This window comes from Pseudoalteromonas sp. CuT4-3, assembly GCF_035666335.1.
GTDB classification, from domain to species: domain Bacteria; phylum Pseudomonadota; class Gammaproteobacteria; order Enterobacterales; family Alteromonadaceae; genus Pseudoalteromonas; species Pseudoalteromonas atlantica.
The window spans coordinates 1,073,145-1,094,455 of record NZ_CP142030.1 but is presented as its reverse complement, the minus strand read 5'-3'; the positions used below and the strand labels follow the sequence as shown (position 1 = coordinate 1,094,455).

Below are 21,311 nucleotides of genomic sequence, written 5' to 3'. Positions count from 1 at the left end.
CTTTACTTCACCTCCTTTTGTTTACCCAATACAATGATAAGTTAATTAAAAAGGATGGTTAAAACTAACATGCGTCATAATCAAAGCTTAATAAATGAAGAGGTTCACTTTAGTGATGCTCAGCAATTGGTATCCACGACCGATTTACGAGGAGTCATTACGTATGCAAATAAGGCATTTTGCGATGTAGCAGGCTTTAGTGCCCAGGAGCTCGTTGGTAAAAATCATAATATTGTGCGCCACCCAGATATGCCCAAAGCAGCATTTAAAGAAATGTGGAGTACGCTAAAAAGCGGCCACTCATGGCGCGCCATAGTAAAAAATAGATGTAAAGATGGGCGCTATTACTGGGTTGATGCATTTGTAACCCCTATCTTTGAAGCTGATCAGTTAGTTGGCTATCAATCTGTACGTACAAAACCAGATAAAAAACATGTTTTAACAGCCCATAAACTATACGAAAAATTAAATAGCGGTAAAGCCGCTTTTAATTTTAAAGAACGCACACACTTGCGCCAAATGCTTACGTTAGCCATTGTATTTAGCTGGCTAATAATGAGTGGGTTTGCCTTTTCAACCATAGCAGCGGTTATCAACGTATTAATTTGCGTGCTTATTTTGGCCTTAAATTATCAAGAGCTTGTGGCAACCCCTGCTAAATTAAACACCTATAAACAGCATTCTGACTCTATCTCGCGCTATGTTTTTTGCGATAACTCACCGCTAAGTGTGAGTGACTATAAAGAGCAAATGTTACTTGCTAAGCTCAGAACTGTATTGGGGCGCGTAAAAGATGCTACCTATGCCTTTAATAACATTGCTGAAAACCTAGATGATAAATCGACGCTCACCGAAAAAGGCATTGAGGCACAAAGCACACAGCTTACACAAATCGCCACTGCTATGGCGCAAATGACCGCCACTATTGGTGAGATTTCGAATAGTACAACAACTAACGCCGACAAAGTTAATTCTACTCAGCACAGCTGCGCGGATATAAAACAACATATTGCTGATAACAAAAAAATGGTATCTGAGCTGGCAACTCACGTAGATCATGCAGCCAATACGGCTAATAACCTCGCGCAGGAAGCAGATAAAATAGGCCAAGTAATGAATGAGATAGAAGGTATTGCTGAGCAAACCAATTTACTAGCGCTTAATGCAGCAATAGAAGCCGCAAGAGCAGCCGAGCATGGCCGTGGTTTTGCCGTAGTTGCTGATGAAGTACGTGCTCTTTCTTCTCGTACGCAAAGTGCTACGGGGCAAATTCACAGCTCGATTAAAGATATACAAGATACATTGGTTAATTGGTCAAAGGTAATGCAAAGTACAAAACTACAAGCTGAGGGCTGCGTACAAACAACCGAGCAAACACACCAAGAGCTCGATAGTATATTCAATCAAATTAGTGAAATAGCATTGCTAACAAACAGTATATCGACGGCTGCAGAGGAGCAGCAGATGGTGAGCCATGATATTGCTAATAATGTAGATAATATAAAAGAGGTGAGTAACGAAAACTTAGCTTTAAGTTTTGACGTTGCTAAAGATGCCGCAGAATTAGTTGCCGGCTCTCAAAAAGTAAACAACCTACTTTATACATTTAAAGTATAAAGCAATGCTATAAGCCGCCTGCTTGGCGGCTTATTGTACGTCTATATTAGCGTTTTGAAAAAATCAGGCCCTGCTCGTTTGCATCTATCACGACAATATCGCCAGGGTTGTACTCTCCCCCTAATAGCTGCTGAGCCAGTGGGTTTTCAATTGTTTGCTGAATAGCTCGTTTTAATGGGCGAGCACCGTAAACAGGGTCGAACCCGCTAGAGGCTATTTTTTCAAGCGCCGCATCACTGATCTCTAGTAAGTAGCCCATTTCTGTTAAACGCTCACGCAATTTAACAAGCTGAATATCGGCAATTTCTTTAATATGCTCATTGGCAAGTGGATGAAATACGACGGTTTCATCAATACGGTTTATAAATTCTGGCCTAAATTCGTTAACGAGCACATTCATAACTTTGCTCTTAAGCGTTGCGTAGTCGTTTGTACCCGCTTGCTCTTGAATAATGTCTGAGCCTAAATTTGAGGTCATAATAATAACCGTATTTTTAAAATCAACCGTACGCCCTTGTCCATCAGTAAGGCGGCCATCATCGAGTACCTGCAATAAAATATTAAATACATCGGGGTGCGCTTTTTCTATTTCATCAAGCAAAATTACAGAGTAAGGCTTACGGCGAACGGCTTCGGTTAAATAGCCGCCTTCTTCGTAACCAACATAACCGGGAGGCGCGCCCACTAAACGTGCTACAGCGTGTTTTTCCATAAACTCTGACATGTCGATACGCACCATGGCATCTTCTGTATCGAACATAAAACCTGCAAGCGCTTTAGTAAGCTCTGTTTTACCCACCCCAGTTGGTCCTAAAAATAAAAATGACCCTATTGGTCGATTAGGATCGGCAAGCCCCGCACGAGAGCGTCGTATCGCATTCGCGACCGCAACAACTGCTTCGTCCTGCCCTATCACTTTACTGTGAAGTTGCTCTTCCATTTTTAACAGTTTTTCTCGCTCACCTTGCAGCATTCGCGATACTGGGATCCCGGTCCAACGAGAGAGTATTTCTGCAATTTCGTCTTCGCCTACTTGGTTTTTTAGTAAGCTCATTTCTTGCATTTCAGCTTGCGAGGCTAAATCAAGTTTTCGCTCAAGCTCTGGAATTCTTCCGTATTGCAGCTCCGACATACGCTGTAAATCGCTTGCTCGGCGGGCAACCTCTAAATCAAGGCGCGCTTGTTCAAGCTCAGCTTTAATTACTTGCGTGCCTTGTAACGAGGCTTTTTCTGCATTCCATACTTCATCAAGCTCTCGGTATTGCGCTTCTAAGTCGGTGATGAGTTGCTGCATTTCGCTGCGCCGCTTTTGGCTTGCATCGTCTTTTTCTTTAGCTAAAGCGTTATCTTCAAGTTTCAATTGAATAATACGGCGCTCAAGCTTATCTAAAGACTCAGGCTTAGAATCTATTTGCAAACGAATTGACGAGCCAGCCTCGTCAATTAAATCAATGGCTTTATCTGGTAATTGTCGGTCACTAATATAACGGTGCGATAAATGCGCAGCGGCGACAATTGCTGGGTCGGTAATATCCACCGAGTGATGTAACTCGTAGCGCTCTTTTAAGCCGCGTAAAATGGCAATGGTGTCTTCAACTGAGGGCTCTTCAACCAATACTTTTTGAAAACGACGCTCAAGTGCGGCATCTTTTTCTATGTATTGGCGGTATTCATCAAGCGTCGTGGCGCCCACACAGTGTAGCTCCCCTCTCGCAAGCGCTGGCTTTAACATATTGCCAGCATCCATAGCGCCATCGGTTTTACCTGCGCCCACCATAGTGTGAATTTCATCAATAAATAAAATCACTTGGCCTTCTTCTTTAGCCAGCTCGTTGAGCACCGATTTTAAACGCTCTTCAAATTCACCACGGTATTTAGCACCCGCCACCAGCGCGCCTAAATCTAGCGATAAAACACGCTTGCTTTTTAGGCCCTCTGGCACTTCGCCATTTATAATGCGCTGCGCTAACCCCTCTGCAATGGCCGTTTTACCTACCCCTGGCTCACCAATAAGCACGGGGTTATTTTTAGTACGGCGCTGCAAAACTTGAATCGTGCGACGGATTTCGTCATCTCGCCCAATAACGGGGTCGAGCTTACCTTGCTCTGCGCGCTCGGTTAAATCAATGGTATATTTTTCAAGTGCTTGTCGGGTTTCTTCGGCGTTAGGGTCATCGACCTTTTGGCCACCGCGAATTGCTTTTATGGCACTTTCTATTTTAGTTGCAGTGATATTAAGCGCTCTAAAAATATCACCTAAAGGGCCTTTGTCGTCACAGGCAGCTAATACAAATAATTCGCTCGAAATATACTTATCTTTACGCTTTTGCGCGTACTTATCACATAAGTTAATAAGCGAAGCCATGTTATTAGAAAGCTGTACGTCGCCCCCGACTCCTTCAACTTTAAACAGCTTTTCTATTTCTTGAGAAAGCTTGGTGTTGAGCTCATCCGCACTCACGCCTGCTTGTGCAAGCAAGGCGCGCACGCTAGAGCCATTTTGCTGTAAAAGCGCATACATTAAATGTACGGGTTCAATAAATTGATGATCGCGCCCTAATGCTAGCGACTGAGCATCTGAAAGCGCAGATTGAAATTTACTTGTGAATCTATCTAAACGCATGAGGGTTTACCTATTTAATAAACTAATTGCTTAATAAATGGGTATGTTAATAGAATTGTTCAAGGTGTTAAGAAGAATATTGTGGGGAAATAGTGTTTTATTTGCGCCAGATCAAACTTGCCATACGTCCTGTTTTACCTTCTCGCCGATAAGAGAAAAACAATGATGGCTGAGAAACAGTACAATAATCGCCTCCGCTAATATTAATAACGCCTAATTGCTCAAGCTCAATGCGAGCGATTAGATAAATATCGCACAAGTATTTATTATTGCTTTGTAATTTAAACGCCTCTTTAAACAACGGGGATTTTGCAATAAATCGCGTAGCAACCTCGGCACCAACTTCAAATTGCTCAGAACCAATAGCAGGCCCAAGCCACGCATATATTTGCTTACTAGGCGCGCTAAAACAGGCAAGCGTATTTTTTATGATCCCTTTTTCAAGGCCGCGCCAACCACCATGCACTGCTGCAACTTCATGGCCATCATGACTTGCAAACAGAATAGGCAGGCAATCTGCACTCATAATAGCAAGAGGCTGATTTTTAACTTTTGTATACAACGCATCAGCACTGTGTAATGTTTGAAAATTAAAATCTGCATCAACGCAGAGCACATCGCCACTATGCACTTGATTAAGCCACAGTGGCGGGTTTGGCAGGGATTGCTCAACCAAAGCACGGTTTTTTAGCACATGCTCTGGATCATCATCAACATGTAGGCCTAAATTTAAGCTATTAAAAGGCGGCTTTGACACGCCGCCTTCTCGGGTGGTACTGAGCGTACCTACCGAGGTTAAATTAGGCCAAGGTGCTGACAAAAAAGCCATTAATACTCTATGTTAGGGTTAGCTTTGGTATCTTCTCTAAGCACCTGAGTCATTGCCACCATGTCATCTGGAATAGGCGCTTGCCAGGTCATCATCTCGCCCGTAATAGGGTGCGCAATACTCAATTTTACTGCGTGTAAGGCTTGGCGATTAAATGTACGTAACATTTCAAACAGCTCTGGCGTAGCACCTTTAGGTGGACGAGGACGCCCGCCGTAGGCTCTATCGCCAATTAACGGGTGGTTGATATACGCCATATGAACACGAATTTGGTGTGTACGGCCGGTTTCTAGGCGAAGGCGTAAACGTGTATGAGCACGGAATTTTTCAGCAACACGGTAATGTGTAATGGCAGGCTTACCCATTTCGTGAACTGCCATGTGTGTACGCTGCGTTGGATGACGGCCAATCGGCTTTTCAACCATGCCACCTGCGGTCATAGTACCATTACATAAAGCTTCGTATTCACGCGTAAAGTTTTCGCGTTTTTGCAGTGCTTTAACTAAATGTGTTTGCGCCTGAATAGTTTTAGCCACCACCATTAAGCCTGTGGTGTCTTTATCTAGACGGTGCACAATACCAGCACGCGGTACGTTAATAATATCCGGAAAATGATGCAGCAATGCATTTAGCACTGTGCCATCTGGGTTACCTGCACCTGGGTGAACGACTAGGCCCATAGGTTTGTTGATAACCAAAATATCATCATCTTCATAAACAATGTTTAATTTGATATCTTGTGCTTCGTATTCGCGTGGTGCTTCAATGCTGGTTTCAACATTTACAACTTCACCACCGAGTAGTTTTTCTCGTGGTGTGTTATAGATTTCACCGTCAACGGTGATTTTATCATCCAATATCCATGTTTTTATACGTGAACGTGAATAATCAGGGAACAATTGCGCTAATACTTGGTCTAGACGTTTACCACCTAACTCGGTAGGAACCTCGGCTTGAAGTGAAATTTGTTCTGACATTAGTAACTTTACCCAATTTACCAGTGCAAGCTGTGCCTGACTGGGTTAGAATCGCTTTTAATAAAAGCATAATATAATACGCATAGTTTACTCGGTTTTACCGCCGTGGCCTAGCCGAAGACATCGAAGGTAACAAATAAAATGATAAATAAAATAGGGAAACGTGCATTCGCCATTGTTTTTTCAGCTTCTGTACTTACTTTAGGGGCCTGTTCTTCTGCGCCTGACCAAGAAGATATCCAACGCGTTCCTAACAAATCTGCACACGCTTTGTATGAAGATGCAAAACAAACGCTCGACTCAGGTTTATACGCCCGTGCAATTGAGCTGTTAACCGCTATTGATTCACGCTACCCATTTGGCCCTTTCTCAAAGCAAGTACAAATGGATTTAGTGTATGCCCATTACCAATCAGGTAATACAGAGCAAGCATTAGCGACCATTGACCGCTTTATTCGTTTAAACCCAAACCACAAAGATTTAGATTACATGTACTACCTGCGTGGCTTGGTTAACATTAAAGCAGATAAAAATGCCTTCCAAGAGTATTTTGGCATAGACAGAGCTGACCGCGATGCAAACCGAACACGTGTTGCATTTACCGATTTATCAACGCTTGTAAAACGCTTTCCAAAGAGTGATTACGCACCAGAGGCTAAACGTCGTTTAGTGTGGCTTTTAAACCGTATGGCGCGTTACGAGCTAAAAGTGGCTAATTACTACTACGAACGTGAAGCTTACCTAGCGGCCGCTAATCGTGGTAAGTACGTTGTTGAACATTACTCGCAAAGCAGCTATTTAGAGCCTGCACTTGAGATGATGGAAAAAAGCTACGAAAAGCTTGGCCTGACAGATTTAAGTGAGCACGCAAGACTAACGCGTGAATACAATGAATCTAACAAATAAGAATGGCAGAGGTTTTTATTTAAACCTATGTTGATTGTTTAAAAGCCCTCTCTGAGGGCTTTTTTATTGCCTAAAAATAAGGCTAGTTGATGCCTGTGGCGCTTTTTAATACTTAGCGATTAGCCTTCGCACCACACTGAGTATAACAATAGCAATTGCACTGCATGCTTGTATAGCGCTTGTTCTAAAGGGATTCACTGTTGATCTAAGTTTTTCTTTTTACTGGCGTAAAAACAAAAAAGGTAAGCCTAAGCTTACCTTTTAATTAACTCATTGCGGGTGATTAAAGCTCAAAGTCTTTTTTGAATTTTAAACCAAACTCGCTACGGTCATTACTGCGCATTACACCAACAAAACCTGACTGCTGTAAACGACCTACATCGTAAACCTCATTTAATACGTTTTCACCGTATAAGGTTACTTCCATATCGCCATAAGGGTTAGTGTAAGAAATATTAAAACCAACTAATTCACGCGCATCAATAGTCTCGCTTTCATTGTAAACCGACTGGCCTTGCATTTCGCTTCTGAAAGAGTAGTTAGCGTTAAATGCAACGGTTGCACCGCTATCTAAATCCATAAAGTAAGAAGGGGCAATCATTACAGTCCAACGTGGTGTTAATGCTGGTGAATCACCTTTACCAATACCTTGTACGCCTGCATCTACTTCTGTAATTTCAGAATCTAAGTAACCTACAGAGCTGCGAATTGTGAAATCGTCTGTAATGGCAACGGTAGTTTCAAGCTCAATACCTTGCGCTTTAGACTCACCTGCATTTTCAACAATCGTTACAAAACCACCGCCTGCAGTAGGGTCAGAAAATGGTAAAGCAAGGTCAGTGTAATCTGTTACAAATACAGCCAACATCATAGATACATTTTCATGTACTTGGCCTTTTAAGCCCATTTCGTAGTTAATTGCTTTAGTTTCATCAAACGATACAAACTGATCGGGGCCACCAAATGGACGTGGAGGGAAACCACCGGTTTGGTACCCTTTTTGGATTTGACCATATACATTCATGTTATTGCTGATTTGATATGATGCGTTTACATCCCATGTTACAGCGTCAAACTCTGCACTTACGTATTTACGTTCAGCAAATGTTGGGAAAATCGCATCGGCATCTTTCTCATCTTTTGAGTATCGAAGGCCACCGCCAATACTTAAATCATCTGTTAAATCGTAACTTGTATTAAAATATACAGCGTATGAGTTTGTTTCTTGGTTAATTTCAAAATCGCCATAACCACCAAATGAAGGTGTAACACCATCGTTTAATAAGCCATTAGGTGTATTGAATGGGCTAAATACAAATGGACCTGAACGTGTAAAGCCATCTTCATTAAAGAAGTAAAGGCCTGATACAAAGTCCATATTATCGTAAGTCGCATTTAGTTGAATTTCAAACGAGTATTGGTCTGCACCACCCTCTTCTGGGAACTCAGATAAATTAAGTGGTGAGGCATCATCATCAAGTCCACCTTCGTATTCAGAAGTACGGTAACTTGAAATAAATTTAGCCGTGTACGTATCATCAATTGCCCAATCAGCAGTAAATGACGTACCCCACCCTGAGTAAGACGTAGATTCAATACCAGCAACGGTAGTGCCTAAATCATCAGGGTCAGATGGGATCATATCCTGTGTTAATAAAGGAAAGTCACCATTAAATACATCATTTGCATCAAGCGGCTCAGTTAACTCAATAGTGTAAGGCGATTGACCCGACTCGTTATCAACACCGTCAAGTGAAAAAGTAAACGCTAAATCGCTATTGGCTTGCCATTTAAGGGCTACGCGACCGCTAAACTCTTCTTCTTCACCAATTTCTTTTTCTGGATTAGCTAAATTGACAGCTTCACCCACACCATCGCGCGTTTTGTATGATGCACTTGCAGACATACTTACTTCATCTGTTAGCGAGTTATTAAAGTATACATCGCCAGCAATACGTCCGCGGCTACCAATTTTAGCTGTAGTTGAAACAATCCCTTCATCACCTGGTTGCTTAGTAATTACATTTACTGCGCCACCTAAGGTATTACGACCATATAATGTACCTTGTGGTCCACGTAGAACTTCAACACGCTCTACATTTGGTAACGATAAGTTTGACCCCATTTGACGGCCTAAGTAAACACCATCTAAATAAACACCTACACCCGGATCGGTTGTAATTATGTGATCTTGTAGACCAATACCACGAATAAACACAGAGGCATGCGCCGCATTACCTACACCGTAGCGAGTGATATTTAAGTTTGGAACGTATTTACCAATATCTTCTAGGTTACTCATATTGGCTTTATCAATTAGGTTAGCACCAATTGATGTGATAGCGGTTGGAGATTCAAACAAGCTCTCTGTACGTTTACGAGCTGTAACTTCGATTTTTTCAAACGCGTCTTGTTTTGCTGTTGTTTTAGCTTCTTCAGCATTTACTGAGGTAGTTAGTGCAGCGACAATTGCGAGGCTTAACTGTGAGAGTTTGCGTAGTTTCAAAATATTCTCCAAAGGATACCGTATAATTTAGTTATGCGAACTTATTGGCTTGGGCAATAAGTTTTGGGCATAAAAAAAGACGCCTAATAGCATCTTTCCTCTGGAAGGGCATTATATTACATATTTGTGAAGAAATGTATAAAAATTTTCATTTAATAAACATACAGGTACAAATTAATTATAATTTTTGATTATTGTTGGATAATATTACTTACATTATAAATAATAACGGCAGGCCATAAGGCCTCACTTTTAAGCAACCTATTCAAATACATAGCAAAACAGTGTAATAGATATAGGTGAACTAATTTTCTTTACAGTAATAGTTGCTTCAAATAACGGCTTTAAACTTCATTGAAATCGGCAATAAATAACAATATAGTATAATTATCAACCTTATGGATTGAATCGTTATGGAATCAGACAATACTAGTAATAAAAGTCTTAAATGTTTTAATAACCCTGATTACACCTCGCTATTTTGCGTAGCTGCGAAGTACAATATTTTACTGGTTAACTACCAAGCACTTAACATAATTACTACCCATGATTTAATTACGCAATTTATGGCGCAGAATAGGCAACAAGGGTTAGTTATTTTTGATGTCCCTAAAAATTGCAATGCACTTTCTTTGAAAGAGTGGCCTAATCTAAAAGGGTTATTTTACGAAAATACCGATGAAAAATATTTTCAAAAAGGCCTTGAGGCAATTGAAAAAGGGAAGCTCTGGTTTCCACGAGATATTTCTGATTGTTGGATGAAGCAAATGCTAGCCACTGAGAAGCAGTCAGTGGTACAATCTAGCAACTTAACTAGCAAAGAAATAAAAGTGTTAAACTTGTTATTCTCAGGGCTACACTCCAGCGCCATTGCTGACAACTTATTTATTAGCGAAGCAACAGTTCGTGTACATTTGCATAAAATTTATCAAAAAATTTCTGTTAAAAACAAGCAGCAGGCCTTGTTATGGTGTCAAGCCAATCTTAATAAAGTAAATAATTAAGCTTAAAGATGTAGCATAACGACAAATGTTTTTAGGCTTTTATATGTGCAATAAGCTTATATTAATAAAATAGTACTCCACTCTTTAATCATCATTTAGTAACGAAATAAAAAATATCTAATGCAATCATACTGCTTTAGATAATTACTTCTATTATTTAACAATTGTAACCAAAAGAAAAACACGGTCGGTAAAGTTTTTTTAACTAACTTCCTAAAATTATTAGATAAAAACTAAAATCACTTCTATAACCCCCATAAAATCAACATCTAAATAACAAATAGAAAATAGGAAATTCATATGAAAAAGCTATCTGTAACAGTAGCAATATGTGCCGCACTTGCATCTAGTTACACGAGTGCTGAAGTTGGTATAAATAGCTTTGTATCTATAGTGCGTGATAAAGATAGCTATGGCGTTACTTTTGATTAGGTGTAAGTTACTTATAAATATAGTGATAGCAGCGCCTTTTTATCTGTTCAGGGAGCCAGTTAAAAGCAATGTACACAGGCTAGTTCATTAAACAATACTACAGTAAATTATGCTTTTTAAATTATGTGCCTACAAAGCATTGTAAGTTAATAAACCTTAAAAGGAATAAGCGGTTAATAAGTGAGCAAATGGAGAGTTTCCCATAAAAAAACCAGTAACATTGCTGCTACTGGTTTTATAATTTGGTGCGGATGGGGGGACTTGAACCCCCACGCCCGAAAGCACTACCCCCTCAAGGTAGCGTGTCTACCAATTCCACCACATCCGCATTTTTAAGCTTTCGCTTAGGTGTTAAACTTATTGACTTACTTGAGGAGTATAAGTCGTTTAACGTTAGCTTTACGCTAAATTAGTTTGGTACGTCAGAGCTCTGCTGTTGAGTAACAGGTACGTCTTCTTCTGCTGGCGCTACAGTTTCTACTGCAGGTGCTGCTTCAAGGTTTTCCCACTCATCGGTCTTTTTAATTTGACCGGCAGTTAAGTTACCTAACACAATACTTAAAACAAAAAACACTGTTGCTAAGCTTGTTGTTGTTTTGGTCATGAAGTTACCTGCACCTGATGAGCCAAAAACTGTGCCCGAAGCACCGGCGCCAAATGAAGAACCCATGTCTGCGCCTTTACCTTGCTGGATTAAAACCATACCAACTAAAGCTAAAGCAACAACTAAATAAACTACTAATAAAATTTCGTACATCTTATACGGTCCCTTTTGCACTGTTACAGATTGCAGTGAACGAATCTGCTTTTAGACTAGCACCGCCAATAAGGCCGCCGTCTATATCTGGTTGTGCAAATAATAATTCGCTATTTTTTTCGTTAACGCTACCACCATATAAGATGGTAAGCCCTTGTGCTAAATCGCTATCTAATGAAGCAATTTTGTCACGGATAAATTTATGAACAGCTTGTGCCTGTTCTGGCGATGCAGTCTTACCTGTGCCTATGGCCCAAACGGGCTCGTATGCTATCACAGAATCTTTCAGTGCTGCTACACCTAATTTCCCAATTACTGCATCAATTTGTGCAGCAACCACGTGTTCGGTTTGACCGTTTTCTTGTTCGCTCTCGCTTTCGCCGATACACAAGATAGGTGTTAGTCCCACTTGCTGCGCACGGGCAAATTTTGCGGCTACGGTTGCATTGCTTTCTTTGTAAATACTGCGTCGCTCTGAATGACCTACGAGTACGTACTTAGCACCTAACTCTTTAATAAGCTGAGCATCCACTTCACCGGTAAAGGCGCCTGGGGTATTTTCACTGAGCGTTTGGGTACCCGTGGTAACACCACTGTCAACCAGTGCTGATACTAATGGAAATGGAGGAAATAAAACAATGTCTATCTCATTTGATTTAACACTGTTAATGGCATCAGACAGTTGAGTGACAAGCTCTAAAGAGCCATTCATTTTCCAGTTGCCTGCGACCATTGCCTTACGTATTGCCATTTTCCACTCCAGATTAGAAAGCGGGCGAGATATTAACTTTTCTCGCCCTAAGTTACAAGAGGTTATTGTTCTCAATCAGTTTATTTGCTCATAGATTCGACAACTGCTGCAATTTTTTGCGCGCTGTCTATGACTATTTTTTCTTGTTCGGCTTCAACCATAACACGTACTACCGGTTCAGTGCCTGATTTACGAAGTAAAACACGGCCTTTTTCACCTAAAGCTTGCTCTACTTGCGCAACCGCATCTTGTACTTCTGGTGCTTGTGTAGGGTCTGTGCCAGGTGTGTAACGTACATTAATCATTTTCATTGGGTACTTTGTAAAACCAGCCCCTAAATCTTGTAATGTGCGATTTTGAGCCACCATTGCAGCCAATACCTGAAGGCTTGAAATGATACCATCACCCGTGGTGATTAAATCGAGGTTTAATACATGGCCTGAGCTTTCACCGCCAATTCTCCACCCTTTTTGCTGCAGCATTTCCATTACATAACGGTCGCCAACTTTGCTGCGCGCAAATTCAATTCCTTTTGCTTTTAATGCATTTTCAAGCCCCATGTTCGACATAACCGTGCCAACAACACCACCACCTAGCATATGATCTTCAGCCGCTTGACAGGCAATAATGTAAACTAAGTCATCACCGTCAAATACGCGACCGTTGTGATCAACCATCATTACGCGATCACCATCGCCATCGTAAGCAATACCCACATCAGCTTTGTGCTCTAGCACTTTGCGCTTTAACGTATCAACGTGTGTAGCACCACATTCATGGTTTATATTCACCCCATTAGGCTCACATGCATGAGTAATCACTTCAGCGCCTAGCTCACGCATTACCGACGGTGCAATATGGTAGGTTGCGCCATTGGCACAATCTAGTACAACTTTTAAACCTTCAAGTGATAAGCCTTGTGGAAATTGGCTTTTACAAAATTCAATATAGCGCCCATCAGCACTTACTAAGCGCGAGGCTTTACCAAGCTTATCTGAGGCAACACAGGTCATTGGTTCATCAAGCATCGCTTCAATTTGTAGCTCAACGTCGTCATCCAACTTTAAGCCTTGGCCATTAAAAAACTTAATCCCGTTATCGTAATAAGGGTTATGCGATGCACTAATTACAATACCTGCTTCGGCTCTAAACGTTTGCGCTAAATATGCAACAGCGGGCGTTGGCATTGGCCCAAGCAGTACGACATCTATTCCTGCGGCAATTAAACCAGCTTCAAGCGCGGTTTCTAGCATGTAACCTGAAATACGGGTATCTTTACCTATAATTACTTTTTTTGTTCCACTTAGAGACAAAACTCGACCTGCGGCCCAGCCTAATTTCATTGCAAACTCAGGGTTAATTGGAGCTGTGCCCACTAAACCACGTACCCCATCGGTACCAAAATATTTTCTTTCGCTCATTATAAAGCTCCTTTTTCGCAAGCTTGGAGTACACCAAGCACATCTGCTGTTTCTTTTACATCGTGTACACGAATAATTTTTGCGCCATTTTGCGCGGCAATTAGCGCACCGGCTAAGCTGCCCGCTAATCGCTCATCTGTTTTTCTGTTTAGCAAATTACCTATCATCGACTTGCGTGAAAGACCTGCTAAAAGCGGTAGTTCAAATTTATTAAATGCATTAAATTTAGCAAGTATTTCAAAATTATGCTCTAGGGTTTTGCCAAAGCCAAAACCTGGGTCGAGGATAAGTTGCTCCACCTTAATACCCGCTGTTTCGCATGCGCTTATACGCTGCTCAAAAAAGAGGTTAATTTGCGCTAGCAAGTCAGTATAAGTGGGTTCACTTTGCATTGTCCGTGGCTGCCCTTGCATATGCATCAAACAAATTGCTACATCGGGATACTTAGCGAGTGTGCTAAGTGCGTGGGGCTCTTGTAATGCACGTACGTCGTTAACTATATCAGCACCTGCTAAAATCGCCTGCTCCATGACCTGCGCTTTACTGGTATCTACCGATATAACGCAGTCACTTTTAGCTCTAATGGCTTTTATTGCAGGTATCACACGATTAAGTTCATCGTCTAAATTAACATCTGGCGCGCCTGGGCGTGTAGACTCCCCGCCAATATCAATGATAGTTGCACCCTCGTCTAACAACTGCATTGCCTGTTGCACCGCGTGCGCTGTATCTAAAAACTTTCCACCATCAGAAAATGAATCTGGGGTCACATTTAAAATACCCATCACACATGGTTTTTCCAAATTAAGTTTACGCCCACGGGGAAGGTTTATTATGTTAGTCATCGCCAACCTTTTAGTTATTTGATACAAAAAAGCCCCGAAGTACGGGGCTTTTAAAGTATTATTTTAACGATTATTCAGCTTTATCATCAAGGTTTGTTTCATCTTTTTTCGATGAATCATCCGGTTTTTGGCTTTCATCAACCGGCTTTTCTTGAGGTGCGACTGTTTTAGTTGGCTTATCGTCTAAACGGTCATGTGCATCACGTGGTTCACGCACAGGCTGACGCGCCATTAAATCATCAATTTGTTTAGCATCAATTGTTTCGTATTTCATTAATGCATCTTTCATCGCATGAAGAATATCAATATTTTCTTTTAATATATCTTCTGCTCTTTGATAATTACGGTCCGAGAATAAGCGTACTTCGGCATCAATTACTTTAGCTGTTTCATCAGACATGCTCATTGCGCGACCACCGCCGCCACCCATGTACATCTCGTTTTGATCTTCAGCGTAAAGTAATGGACCTAGTTTTTCACTCAGGCCCCACTGCGTTACCATTTTACGTGCAATATCTGTTGCACGCTCAATGTCGTTACTCGCACCCGTTGTTACTTTGTCTTCGCCATAAATAAGTGCTTCAGCAATTCGGCCACCGTAAAGGCTTGAAATCATTGACTCTAAAAGCTCTTTAGAATGGCTAACACGGTCCTGTTCAGGTAGGTACATAGTTACACCAAGGGCACGGCCACGTGGAATAATCGACACTTTATAAACTGGGTCGTGCTCTGGCACCATACGGCCAACAATAGCATGGCCCGCTTCATGGTAAGCCGTCATTTCTTTCTCTTGCTCACTCATCACCATGGTCTTGCGCTCAGCACCCATCATGATTTTATCTTTAGCAGCATCAAATTCAGCCATACTTACAACACGTTTATTACCACGTGCGGCATAAAGTGCGGCTTCGTTTACAAGGTTTGCTAAATCAGCACCAGAGAAACCAGGCGTACCACGTGCAATAACTGCCGCTTCTACGTTATCGCCTAATGGCACTTTACGCATATGTACTTTAAGAATTTGCTCACGGCCACGAATATCAGGTAAGCCAACCACTACTTGACGGTCAAAACGACCAGGACGAAGTAATGCAGGGTCTAGTACGTCAGGGCGGTTAGTTGCCGCTATAACGATAATACCTTCGTTACCTTCAAAACCATCCATTTCTACTAGCATTTGGTTTAGTGTTTGTTCACGTTCGTCGTGTCCCCCACCCATGCCAGCGCCACGCTTACGACCTACAGCATCAATCTCATCTATAAAGATAATACATGGTGCAGCCTTTTTAGCTTGCTCAAACATGTCACGTACACGCGATGCGCCCACACCAACAAACATTTCAACAAAGTCAGAGCCTGAAATGGTGAAAAACGGTACTTTTGCTTCACCGGCTACGGCTTTTGCAAGTAATGTTTTACCTGTACCAGGAGGACCCACCATTAGTACGCCCTTTGGAATACTACCACCAAGTTTTTGGAACTTAGAAGGGTCACGTAAAAAGTCTACTAACTCTGTTACGTCGTCTTTTGCTTCATCACAACCTGCTACATCAGCAAAAGTTGTTTTAACTTGGTCTTCGCTCATCAGGCGCGCTTTGCTTTTACCAAACGACATTGCGCCTTTACCGCCACCGCCTTGCATTTGACGCATGAAGAATATCCATACCCCTATAAGCAGCAACATTGGGAACCAAGAGATAAAAATACTTGCTAAAAACGATTGTTCTTCAGGCTGAACGCCTTTTACATTTACATCATTTTTAAGTAAATCATTAATTAAATCTTCATCGTACATTGGCATTGTGGTTTGAAAACGCTCACCACTGCTTTTAGTACCTGTAATATTACCCGTTCCACGGTCAATAATAACTTCTTGTAAAGAGCCGCTACGCACGTCTTTTACAAATTGAGTGTAACTTGTTTGACGATCAACTTGATCGCCGCCATTAAAGCTCTGAAATACTGACATTAGCACAACTGCAATAACCAGCCAGAGTATTAGATTTTTCGCCATATCGCTCAAGGGGTTAACCTCTTGTATCCAATTAATTTAAATTCAACTAAACGCCAAGCAACTGTACTACAGTTTGTAGCCGGTCGCTACTATATATACTTCCCGAGAACGGGCACGTGAGGCATCAGGTTTGCGTATTTTCACTGCTTTAAAACTATTACGAACGTCTTGCAAGTATTGATCAAAGCCTTCACCTTGAAACACTTTAACAACAAATGCACCATTTTTCTTTAATACTTGATGACACATATCAAGTGCTAATTCTACCAAATACATGCTACCCGCTTGATCTACCGAGTTATTACCGCTCATATTTGGTGCCATGTCAGAGAGTACCACATCAACATTTTTACCATCAATGCGTTTTAACAACGCATCAAGTACGGCTTCTTCACGAAAATCGCCTTGTAAAAAGTCAACCCCCGCAAGTGAGTCCATCGGTAATATGTCACACGCAACAACCTGACCTTTATCAGATACTTTCTCGGCTAAGTATTGTGACCAGCTGCCAGGTGCAGCACCTAAATCAACAACGGTCATACCAGGGCGAAGCAGTTTATCTTTATTTTGGATCTCATCTAATTTGAAAACAGCTCGAGAACGCCAGCCTTTTTTTTGCGCTTGCTGAACATATTGATCATCAAAATGTTCTTTCAGCCATCGCTTTGAACTGGCTGAATGTTTTTTATTTGTCATAAATTAACACGCAACTAATTAGTAATATTCTTTAGATGGCGTTAGAATACCCTTAATTCAAGCCATATTCAGCAAAATTTGTATAAACATGACATTATCAAACAAACAAAAGCAGTTTTTAAAAGGTCAGGCACATAGCCTTAAGCCTGTAGTTTTACTAGGTTCTAACGGTTTAACCGAGGGCGTGGTAGTCGAAATTCAAAGTGCATTAGAAATTCACGAATTGATTAAAGTAAAAGTACCTACTGACGATCGTGAAACAAAAGCACTTATTTTTGATGCAATCGTTCGTGAAACCGGCGCTACTAAGCTACAAACAATAGGTCACACTGTTGTATTGTATCGTCAAAGTGCAGAAAAAAAGATTCAATTACCACGCGCATAAGTTAATTGTGCAGTGAGTCTTTTTATAAAAAAACCAGCATTAAGCTGGTTTTTTTATTATATGTGCTTATTTATGCCTTTTACCTTTAAACAATAAATTTAAAGCACGGCGCTTTTTAAGCAATTTTAGGCCTGTTTTATTTAGTGCGTTTGTATTTTAATAAACGGTCTAAAAATTCAGTAGTTAATTCATTTATCACGCCTGTTTCCGCGTTAACAATCAAGCTAAAACCCACATTTAAATGCGGTATAACCACTAAGTCACTGCGATAGCCTTGCACCCAGCCACTATGATAATAAAGCGTTTCATCGTTATAGTTATAAACACGCCAGCCTAATCCATAATAAGCTTGTTCTAATTCCTTTTTCCATACTCGTCTATAACGCTCTTTTTTTGTAAGTGTATAAGGACGTGTTTGTGTAGCAAGTGCATCTAAAGAGAGTACATCTAGGTTTTGCCCTAATTGCGCATTTAACCATTTTGCCATATCGGTGGCACTTGCATTTACGCCCGCAGCAGGGCCGACTTTATAATAGTTTTTTTTCAGCTTGGCTGTGTACCAACGTTTTTTTCCTCTAACGTGCGGCAGCGCATAATTTTTATCCTGCACCATTGCATCGTAGCCTAAGCTGGTATCGCTCATTTTTAATGGTGTAAAAATTCCCTCTTGCAGCCACTGGTCATATTTTTTATTGGTACTGCTGTAAATGACATCATCAATTAAACTAAACATCACGTTTTGATAGCCATAGCATTGGCCTGGTTCGCAAATGGGCTTTACTGTTAATAGCTTTTCGACAATATCGGGGTAATTCATTCTTGATTCAATTAAATTGTCATACGCATTAGGAACCAAACCGCTGGAGTGGCTTAATAAGTGAAACACTTTTAAATTATCTTTATAAACCGTGCCTTTAAAGGCAGGTATATACTCACTTACCGGTTTAAATAAATCTATTAACCCTTCACTTGCAAGCTTTGCAGTTAACGACCCTGCAAATGTTTTTGACACCGAAGCTAACCTAAAGCGGGTGTGGCGGTTAACCTGTGTGCCACTTCTTGCCTTAGTGCGGCCCATGGTGTGGATATAATCAGCGTTACCAATACTCACTATCGAAAGCGCAGCGCCAGGAATACCTTTACTGTTGAGTTTTTTTTCTGCGTAGCGTCCATACTGTTTTACGAATCCATCCCAGCTTGAGTCTGCTTTAGCTATTGCCTGAAGCGGTAAAGATAGACAAATAGCGACCCAAACATACATAAAATTAGTGAGATACTTCATTCGTTACAAATTTATTCTTTTTTAACTACATCTATGTGCATAATATCATGAAGTTTTGATAGGACTAACGTACAATGTTGCGATTATTGGCTTTTTAAGTGGATGTTAAGTATTTATGCGTTTTATAGTTGTATCACTTTTTATATTATTATCAGCAGGTTGTGCAATTACCAAACAGCCGGCCGAGCCTTTGGCTTTACCGTTAAAGCCAACATTAAAGAGCGAAACTTACCAGCTTGAGTATAAAACAGAGCACGCATCGCCAAAAGTTAAGTCTGTACAGTTACCGGCGCACAAAGTAACACGCGGCCAAACAGTGCGTATTACAACCGATAAAGCAAGCGTAACAGACACGCTATTAAAGCAAATAACCCAAGCCTTGAACGATAAAGGCTTAGAAGTGACTGATAGCAAAAACAGTGACTACACGTTAGCTATTCATCAGTTAGATTTAGCATTTACTGACGATACAAAATATGCGTTAACTCAACCTGAAAACCCTTACCCTTTATTTGCCAAAGTAGCGCAGCAATACCCTACTCAACAATGCGCCACCATACTAGCTCAAGTGAGCATGCGCATTAAGCACCGCGCCTCTGGCGATGTGGTGTGGTTTGCAAAATCATCAATAGACAGCGCAAGCTTCCACCGTGAGCCTTTATTGTTTAGCTTTGCCCAAGAGCAAAAAATTACTAATGAGTTAGAAGTGGCAACATTTGTACATCAACAAAATACCGAGCAAGCCCGTATAGCGCGCGCAGGTAAGGAAGTAACTGTACCGCCCTTTAAAACCATTACTAAATTAAGCAGCTTAACTAAACTACAAGGCCCATGTACGCGTACAGAGGTGAGTGCCTTAACGCCTATGATGCAATATTACTTAAGCAGTATTTTAATTGACAAAATAAAAGTGCAATAACGTAAAAAACTACATTTTTTTACAGATTCAAGGATTCACTTACCAATATAATACGCTTAATAACAAATAATAATTAGGTCCCCAGGGATGAAAAACGCTTTCTTACAGCATACTTTTATTAATAGCGTATTGCTTTGCGCCAGTTTTTTGAGCTTTCAAAGCCAGGCAAGCAATCGATACTATGCTGATAACACGCTAGAGCCCACCCAAGGCTTTGCGTGGGATTGGAGCGCTGGGGCTGGTTATTATGTAGAAGACTCTTACCTAATTGGCCTTGATTCCTACGACGATGGCATTGAACTCGATTTAAGCCTGGCTATTTCCTACGAAAACTTTTATCTCGACTTTGATCATAACCAATTAAGCGGCGGCTTAGTTGTGGGTTACAGCCTTATAGATAAATTTGATTGGGGCTTGGATATATTAGGCACCAATACTCAGGCTGGCTTTGATGACAAAGGCTTAGGTTTTTACAACCACGGTGTAATAGAAGAGCTTGCGGGTATAAAATCGCGTAATTACGATTTTGATGCTGGGCTAAGATTAACGCGCCGCTTTGAAAACTCGCAAATTTCGTTTGAGTTTTTACATGATATTACAGGTACACATAATGGCTGGGTGTTTAACACCTTTTTTAGCCATATTTTGCCATGGCGTAATTGGGAGTTTAGATCTGGGGTGGGTATTAGCGCTTATTCGGGCAGTTTTACTAACTATTACTTTGGTATAGATGCAGACGAAGCCACCGCTAATCGCCCTATTTACACCCCTAATGGCAGTACCAGTATTATGTTTGAGTTTCATGCTGAGTACCCTATTTCTCAAGATTGGGTGTTTTTGTCTGGCTGGTTAACAACGTGGTTTTCAAAAGAAATAGACGACAGCCCCATTATTTCTCAAGGGTATCAACATAAAGCCAAGGTAGGCCTACGTTATGTATTTTAGATGGATCTGTTTATTATTGATCTTCCCTGCTATTTCATCTGCTAAAACAACAGATAAAACGGCCCCATTAATTGCGCTGCCCGACACTTGTGTTGCACTGCGCGAAGGCCGCAATTGCTACGCTGATGTAACGCTTAGCTGGCAGCAACCAACTATAGGTAATTACTGCCTAAGAGACGCAACATCAAAATATATAATGCAATGCTGGTTAAAGCAGCAACAAGGCGTATTTGAATATACCTTCGACTCCCAGCAAAGTATTTCTTTTGAATTGTTTGATAGTAATACAGCCCAAGTTATTGCCACAACAGAGGTTAAACTGCAGTGGGTTTATCAAAATAGACAAAAAAAACGCCGCTGGCGCTTGTTCTAATTAGAGGTGTGACATTTCGTGATTGATTT

General features: G+C 41.0%; 19 protein-coding genes and 1 tRNA gene. 8 read left to right on the top strand and 12 right to left on the bottom strand.

Annotated features, from left to right (window positions below; translation table 11 throughout):
- The first annotated feature begins 69 nt into the window (after nt 1-69).
- On the top strand, nt 70-1,617 hold the full coding sequence (locus tag VOI46_RS04915) for a methyl-accepting chemotaxis protein (protein WP_324738177.1): 1,548 nt from the start codon (nt 70-72) through the stop codon (nt 1,615-1,617).
- A gap of 46 nt (nt 1,618-1,663) precedes the next feature.
- Here the strand turns inward: VOI46_RS04915 and clpB are convergent, their stop codons facing one another.
- The 3 genes from clpB to rluD form a co-directional block, all read right to left on the bottom strand.
- A complete protein-coding gene (gene clpB / locus VOI46_RS04910) occupies nt 1,664-4,240 on the bottom strand; it encodes an ATP-dependent chaperone ClpB (protein WP_004587334.1) in 2,577 nt (858 codons plus the stop codon).
- Nucleotides 4,241-4,337: 97 nt separating this feature from the next.
- Nucleotides 4,338-5,069 (bottom strand): peptidoglycan editing factor PgeF, encoded by a 732-nt coding sequence (gene pgeF / locus VOI46_RS04905; RefSeq protein WP_004587335.1) that lies wholly within the window; start codon nt 5,067-5,069, stop codon nt 4,338-4,340.
- Complete coding sequence (gene rluD / locus VOI46_RS04900) at nt 5,069-6,046, bottom strand: 23S rRNA pseudouridine(1911/1915/1917) synthase RluD (RefSeq protein WP_004587336.1); 978 nt, start codon at nt 6,044-6,046, stop codon at nt 5,069-5,071. Before rluD ends, pgeF begins: the two co-directional genes overlap by 1 nt.
- A gap of 141 nt (nt 6,047-6,187) precedes the next feature.
- On the opposite strand from rluD, the gene VOI46_RS04895 reads away from it, so the two are divergent.
- Entirely contained in the window at nt 6,188-6,952 is a 765-nt protein-coding gene (locus VOI46_RS04895) for an outer membrane protein assembly factor BamD (protein ID WP_004587337.1), read from the top strand.
- Nucleotides 6,953-7,235: 283 nt separating this feature from the next.
- Here the strand turns inward: VOI46_RS04895 and VOI46_RS04890 are convergent, their stop codons facing one another.
- The gene (locus VOI46_RS04890) at nt 7,236-9,458 is read right to left on the bottom strand and encodes a TonB-dependent receptor (protein WP_004587338.1); all 2,223 of its coding nucleotides are present in this window, start codon (nt 9,456-9,458) and stop codon (nt 7,236-7,238) included.
- A 413-nt stretch (nt 9,459-9,871) separates the two neighbouring features.
- Between VOI46_RS04890 and VOI46_RS04885 the strand changes: the two genes are divergently transcribed.
- Together VOI46_RS04885 and VOI46_RS04880 are read left to right on the top strand one after the other, a co-directional pair.
- Nucleotides 9,872-10,462, top strand: coding sequence for a LuxR C-terminal-related transcriptional regulator (locus VOI46_RS04885; RefSeq protein WP_004587339.1), 591 nt, complete (start codon nt 9,872-9,874; stop codon nt 10,460-10,462).
- A 300-nt stretch (nt 10,463-10,762) separates the two neighbouring features.
- The gene (locus VOI46_RS04880) at nt 10,763-10,894 is read left to right on the top strand and encodes a hypothetical protein (protein WP_269745355.1); all 132 of its coding nucleotides are present in this window, start codon (nt 10,763-10,765) and stop codon (nt 10,892-10,894) included.
- A gap of 243 nt (nt 10,895-11,137) precedes the next feature.
- On the opposite strand, the gene VOI46_RS04875 is transcribed toward VOI46_RS04880, so the two are convergent.
- The 7 genes from VOI46_RS04875 to rlmE all read right to left on the bottom strand — a co-directional run bounded on the left by VOI46_RS04875 (nt 11,138) and on the right by rlmE (nt 17,378).
- Nucleotides 11,138-11,222: transfer RNA gene (locus VOI46_RS04875), tRNA-Leu, on the bottom strand.
- Between the two features lie 81 nt (nt 11,223-11,303).
- Nucleotides 11,304-11,651 (bottom strand): preprotein translocase subunit SecG, encoded by a 348-nt coding sequence (secG, locus tag VOI46_RS04870; protein ID WP_004587340.1) that lies wholly within the window; start codon nt 11,649-11,651, stop codon nt 11,304-11,306.
- A gap of 1 nt (nt 11,652) precedes the next feature.
- Nucleotides 11,653-12,402, bottom strand: coding sequence for a triose-phosphate isomerase (gene tpiA / locus VOI46_RS04865; protein ID WP_004587341.1), 750 nt, complete (start codon nt 12,400-12,402; stop codon nt 11,653-11,655).
- Between the two features lie 80 nt (nt 12,403-12,482).
- Nucleotides 12,483-13,823, bottom strand: a complete 1,341-nt coding sequence (gene glmM / locus VOI46_RS04860) for a phosphoglucosamine mutase (RefSeq protein WP_004587342.1) — start codon at nt 13,821-13,823, stop codon at nt 12,483-12,485.
- Nucleotides 13,823-14,668 carry a dihydropteroate synthase gene (gene folP / locus VOI46_RS04855; protein ID WP_039972216.1) on the bottom strand — a complete coding sequence of 282 codons (846 nt, stop codon included), beginning with the start codon at nt 14,666-14,668 and terminating at the stop codon, nt 13,823-13,825. The genes glmM and folP overlap by 1 nt, the downstream gene beginning before the upstream one ends.
- Nucleotides 14,669-14,738: 70 nt before the next feature.
- A complete protein-coding gene (gene ftsH, locus VOI46_RS04850; RefSeq protein WP_004587344.1) occupies nt 14,739-16,682 on the bottom strand; it encodes an ATP-dependent zinc metalloprotease FtsH in 1,944 nt (647 codons plus the stop codon).
- Nucleotides 16,683-16,748: 66 nt separating this feature from the next.
- On the bottom strand, nt 16,749-17,378 hold the full coding sequence (gene rlmE, locus VOI46_RS04845) for a 23S rRNA (uridine(2552)-2'-O)-methyltransferase RlmE (protein ID WP_004587345.1): 630 nt from the start codon (nt 17,376-17,378) through the stop codon (nt 16,749-16,751).
- An 88-nt stretch (nt 17,379-17,466) separates the two neighbouring features.
- On the opposite strand from rlmE, the gene yhbY reads away from it, so the two are divergent.
- Complete coding sequence (gene yhbY / locus VOI46_RS04840) at nt 17,467-17,763, top strand: ribosome assembly RNA-binding protein YhbY (protein WP_004587346.1); 297 nt, start codon at nt 17,467-17,469, stop codon at nt 17,761-17,763.
- Between the two features lie 136 nt (nt 17,764-17,899).
- Here yhbY and VOI46_RS04835 read toward each other — a convergent pair whose 3' ends face one another.
- Complete coding sequence (locus tag VOI46_RS04835; RefSeq protein WP_039972217.1) at nt 17,900-19,045, bottom strand: serine hydrolase domain-containing protein; 1,146 nt, start codon at nt 19,043-19,045, stop codon at nt 17,900-17,902.
- Between the two features lie 115 nt (nt 19,046-19,160).
- Here VOI46_RS04835 and VOI46_RS04830 point away from each other — a divergent pair, with 115 nt between their 5' ends.
- From VOI46_RS04830 to VOI46_RS04820, 3 genes are all read left to right on the top strand, one after another.
- Nucleotides 19,161-19,964: a hypothetical protein gene (locus tag VOI46_RS04830; protein WP_004587348.1), complete on the top strand. Its 804-nt coding sequence runs from the start codon at nt 19,161-19,163 to the stop codon at nt 19,962-19,964.
- An 87-nt stretch (nt 19,965-20,051) separates the two neighbouring features.
- Nucleotides 20,052-20,909, top strand: a complete 858-nt coding sequence (locus VOI46_RS04825) for a MipA/OmpV family protein (protein WP_004587349.1) — start codon at nt 20,052-20,054, stop codon at nt 20,907-20,909.
- Complete coding sequence (locus tag VOI46_RS04820; RefSeq protein ID WP_004587350.1) at nt 20,899-21,282, top strand: DUF3019 domain-containing protein; 384 nt, start codon at nt 20,899-20,901, stop codon at nt 21,280-21,282. The genes VOI46_RS04825 and VOI46_RS04820 overlap by 11 nt, the downstream gene beginning before the upstream one ends.
- The last annotated feature ends 29 nt before the right edge of the window (nt 21,283-21,311 follow it).

Excerpts from the sequence above, each read along its gene's own strand:
- VOI46_RS04830 (WP_004587348.1), top strand. The coding sequence starts at position 19,161 with ATGCGTTTTATAGTTGTATCACTTTTTATATTATTATCAGCAGGTTGT.
- VOI46_RS04885 (WP_004587339.1), top strand. The coding sequence starts at position 9,872 with ATGGAATCAGACAATACTAGTAATAAAAGTCTTAAATGTTTTAATAAC.
- VOI46_RS04825 (WP_004587349.1), top strand. The coding sequence starts at position 20,052 with ATGAAAAACGCTTTCTTACAGCATACTTTTATTAATAGCGTATTGCTT.
- pgeF (WP_004587335.1), bottom strand. The coding sequence starts at position 5,069 with ATGGCTTTTTTGTCAGCACCTTGGCCTAATTTAACCTCGGTAGGTACG.
- yhbY (WP_004587346.1), top strand. The coding sequence starts at position 17,467 with ATGACATTATCAAACAAACAAAAGCAGTTTTTAAAAGGTCAGGCACAT.
- glmM (WP_004587342.1), bottom strand. The coding sequence starts at position 13,823 with ATGAGCGAAAGAAAATATTTTGGTACCGATGGGGTACGTGGTTTAGTG.
- clpB (WP_004587334.1), bottom strand. The coding sequence starts at position 4,240 with ATGCGTTTAGATAGATTCACAAGTAAATTTCAATCTGCGCTTTCAGAT.
- folP (WP_039972216.1), bottom strand. The coding sequence starts at position 14,668 with ATGACTAACATAATAAACCTTCCCCGTGGGCGTAAACTTAATTTGGAA.
- VOI46_RS04895 (WP_004587337.1), top strand. The coding sequence starts at position 6,188 with ATGATAAATAAAATAGGGAAACGTGCATTCGCCATTGTTTTTTCAGCT.
- secG (WP_004587340.1), bottom strand. The coding sequence starts at position 11,651 with ATGTACGAAATTTTATTAGTAGTTTATTTAGTTGTTGCTTTAGCTTTA.
- ftsH (WP_004587344.1), bottom strand. The coding sequence starts at position 16,682 with ATGGCGAAAAATCTAATACTCTGGCTGGTTATTGCAGTTGTGCTAATG.
- VOI46_RS04880 (WP_269745355.1), top strand. The coding sequence starts at position 10,763 with ATGAAAAAGCTATCTGTAACAGTAGCAATATGTGCCGCACTTGCATCT.
- VOI46_RS04835 (WP_039972217.1), bottom strand. The coding sequence starts at position 19,045 with ATGAAGTATCTCACTAATTTTATGTATGTTTGGGTCGCTATTTGTCTA.
- VOI46_RS04915 (WP_324738177.1), top strand. The coding sequence starts at position 70 with ATGCGTCATAATCAAAGCTTAATAAATGAAGAGGTTCACTTTAGTGAT.
- VOI46_RS04820 (WP_004587350.1), top strand. The coding sequence starts at position 20,899 with ATGTATTTTAGATGGATCTGTTTATTATTGATCTTCCCTGCTATTTCA.
- tpiA (WP_004587341.1), bottom strand. The coding sequence starts at position 12,402 with ATGGCAATACGTAAGGCAATGGTCGCAGGCAACTGGAAAATGAATGGC.
- rlmE (WP_004587345.1), bottom strand. The coding sequence starts at position 17,378 with ATGACAAATAAAAAACATTCAGCCAGTTCAAAGCGATGGCTGAAAGAA.
- rluD (WP_004587336.1), bottom strand. The coding sequence starts at position 6,046 with ATGTCAGAACAAATTTCACTTCAAGCCGAGGTTCCTACCGAGTTAGGT.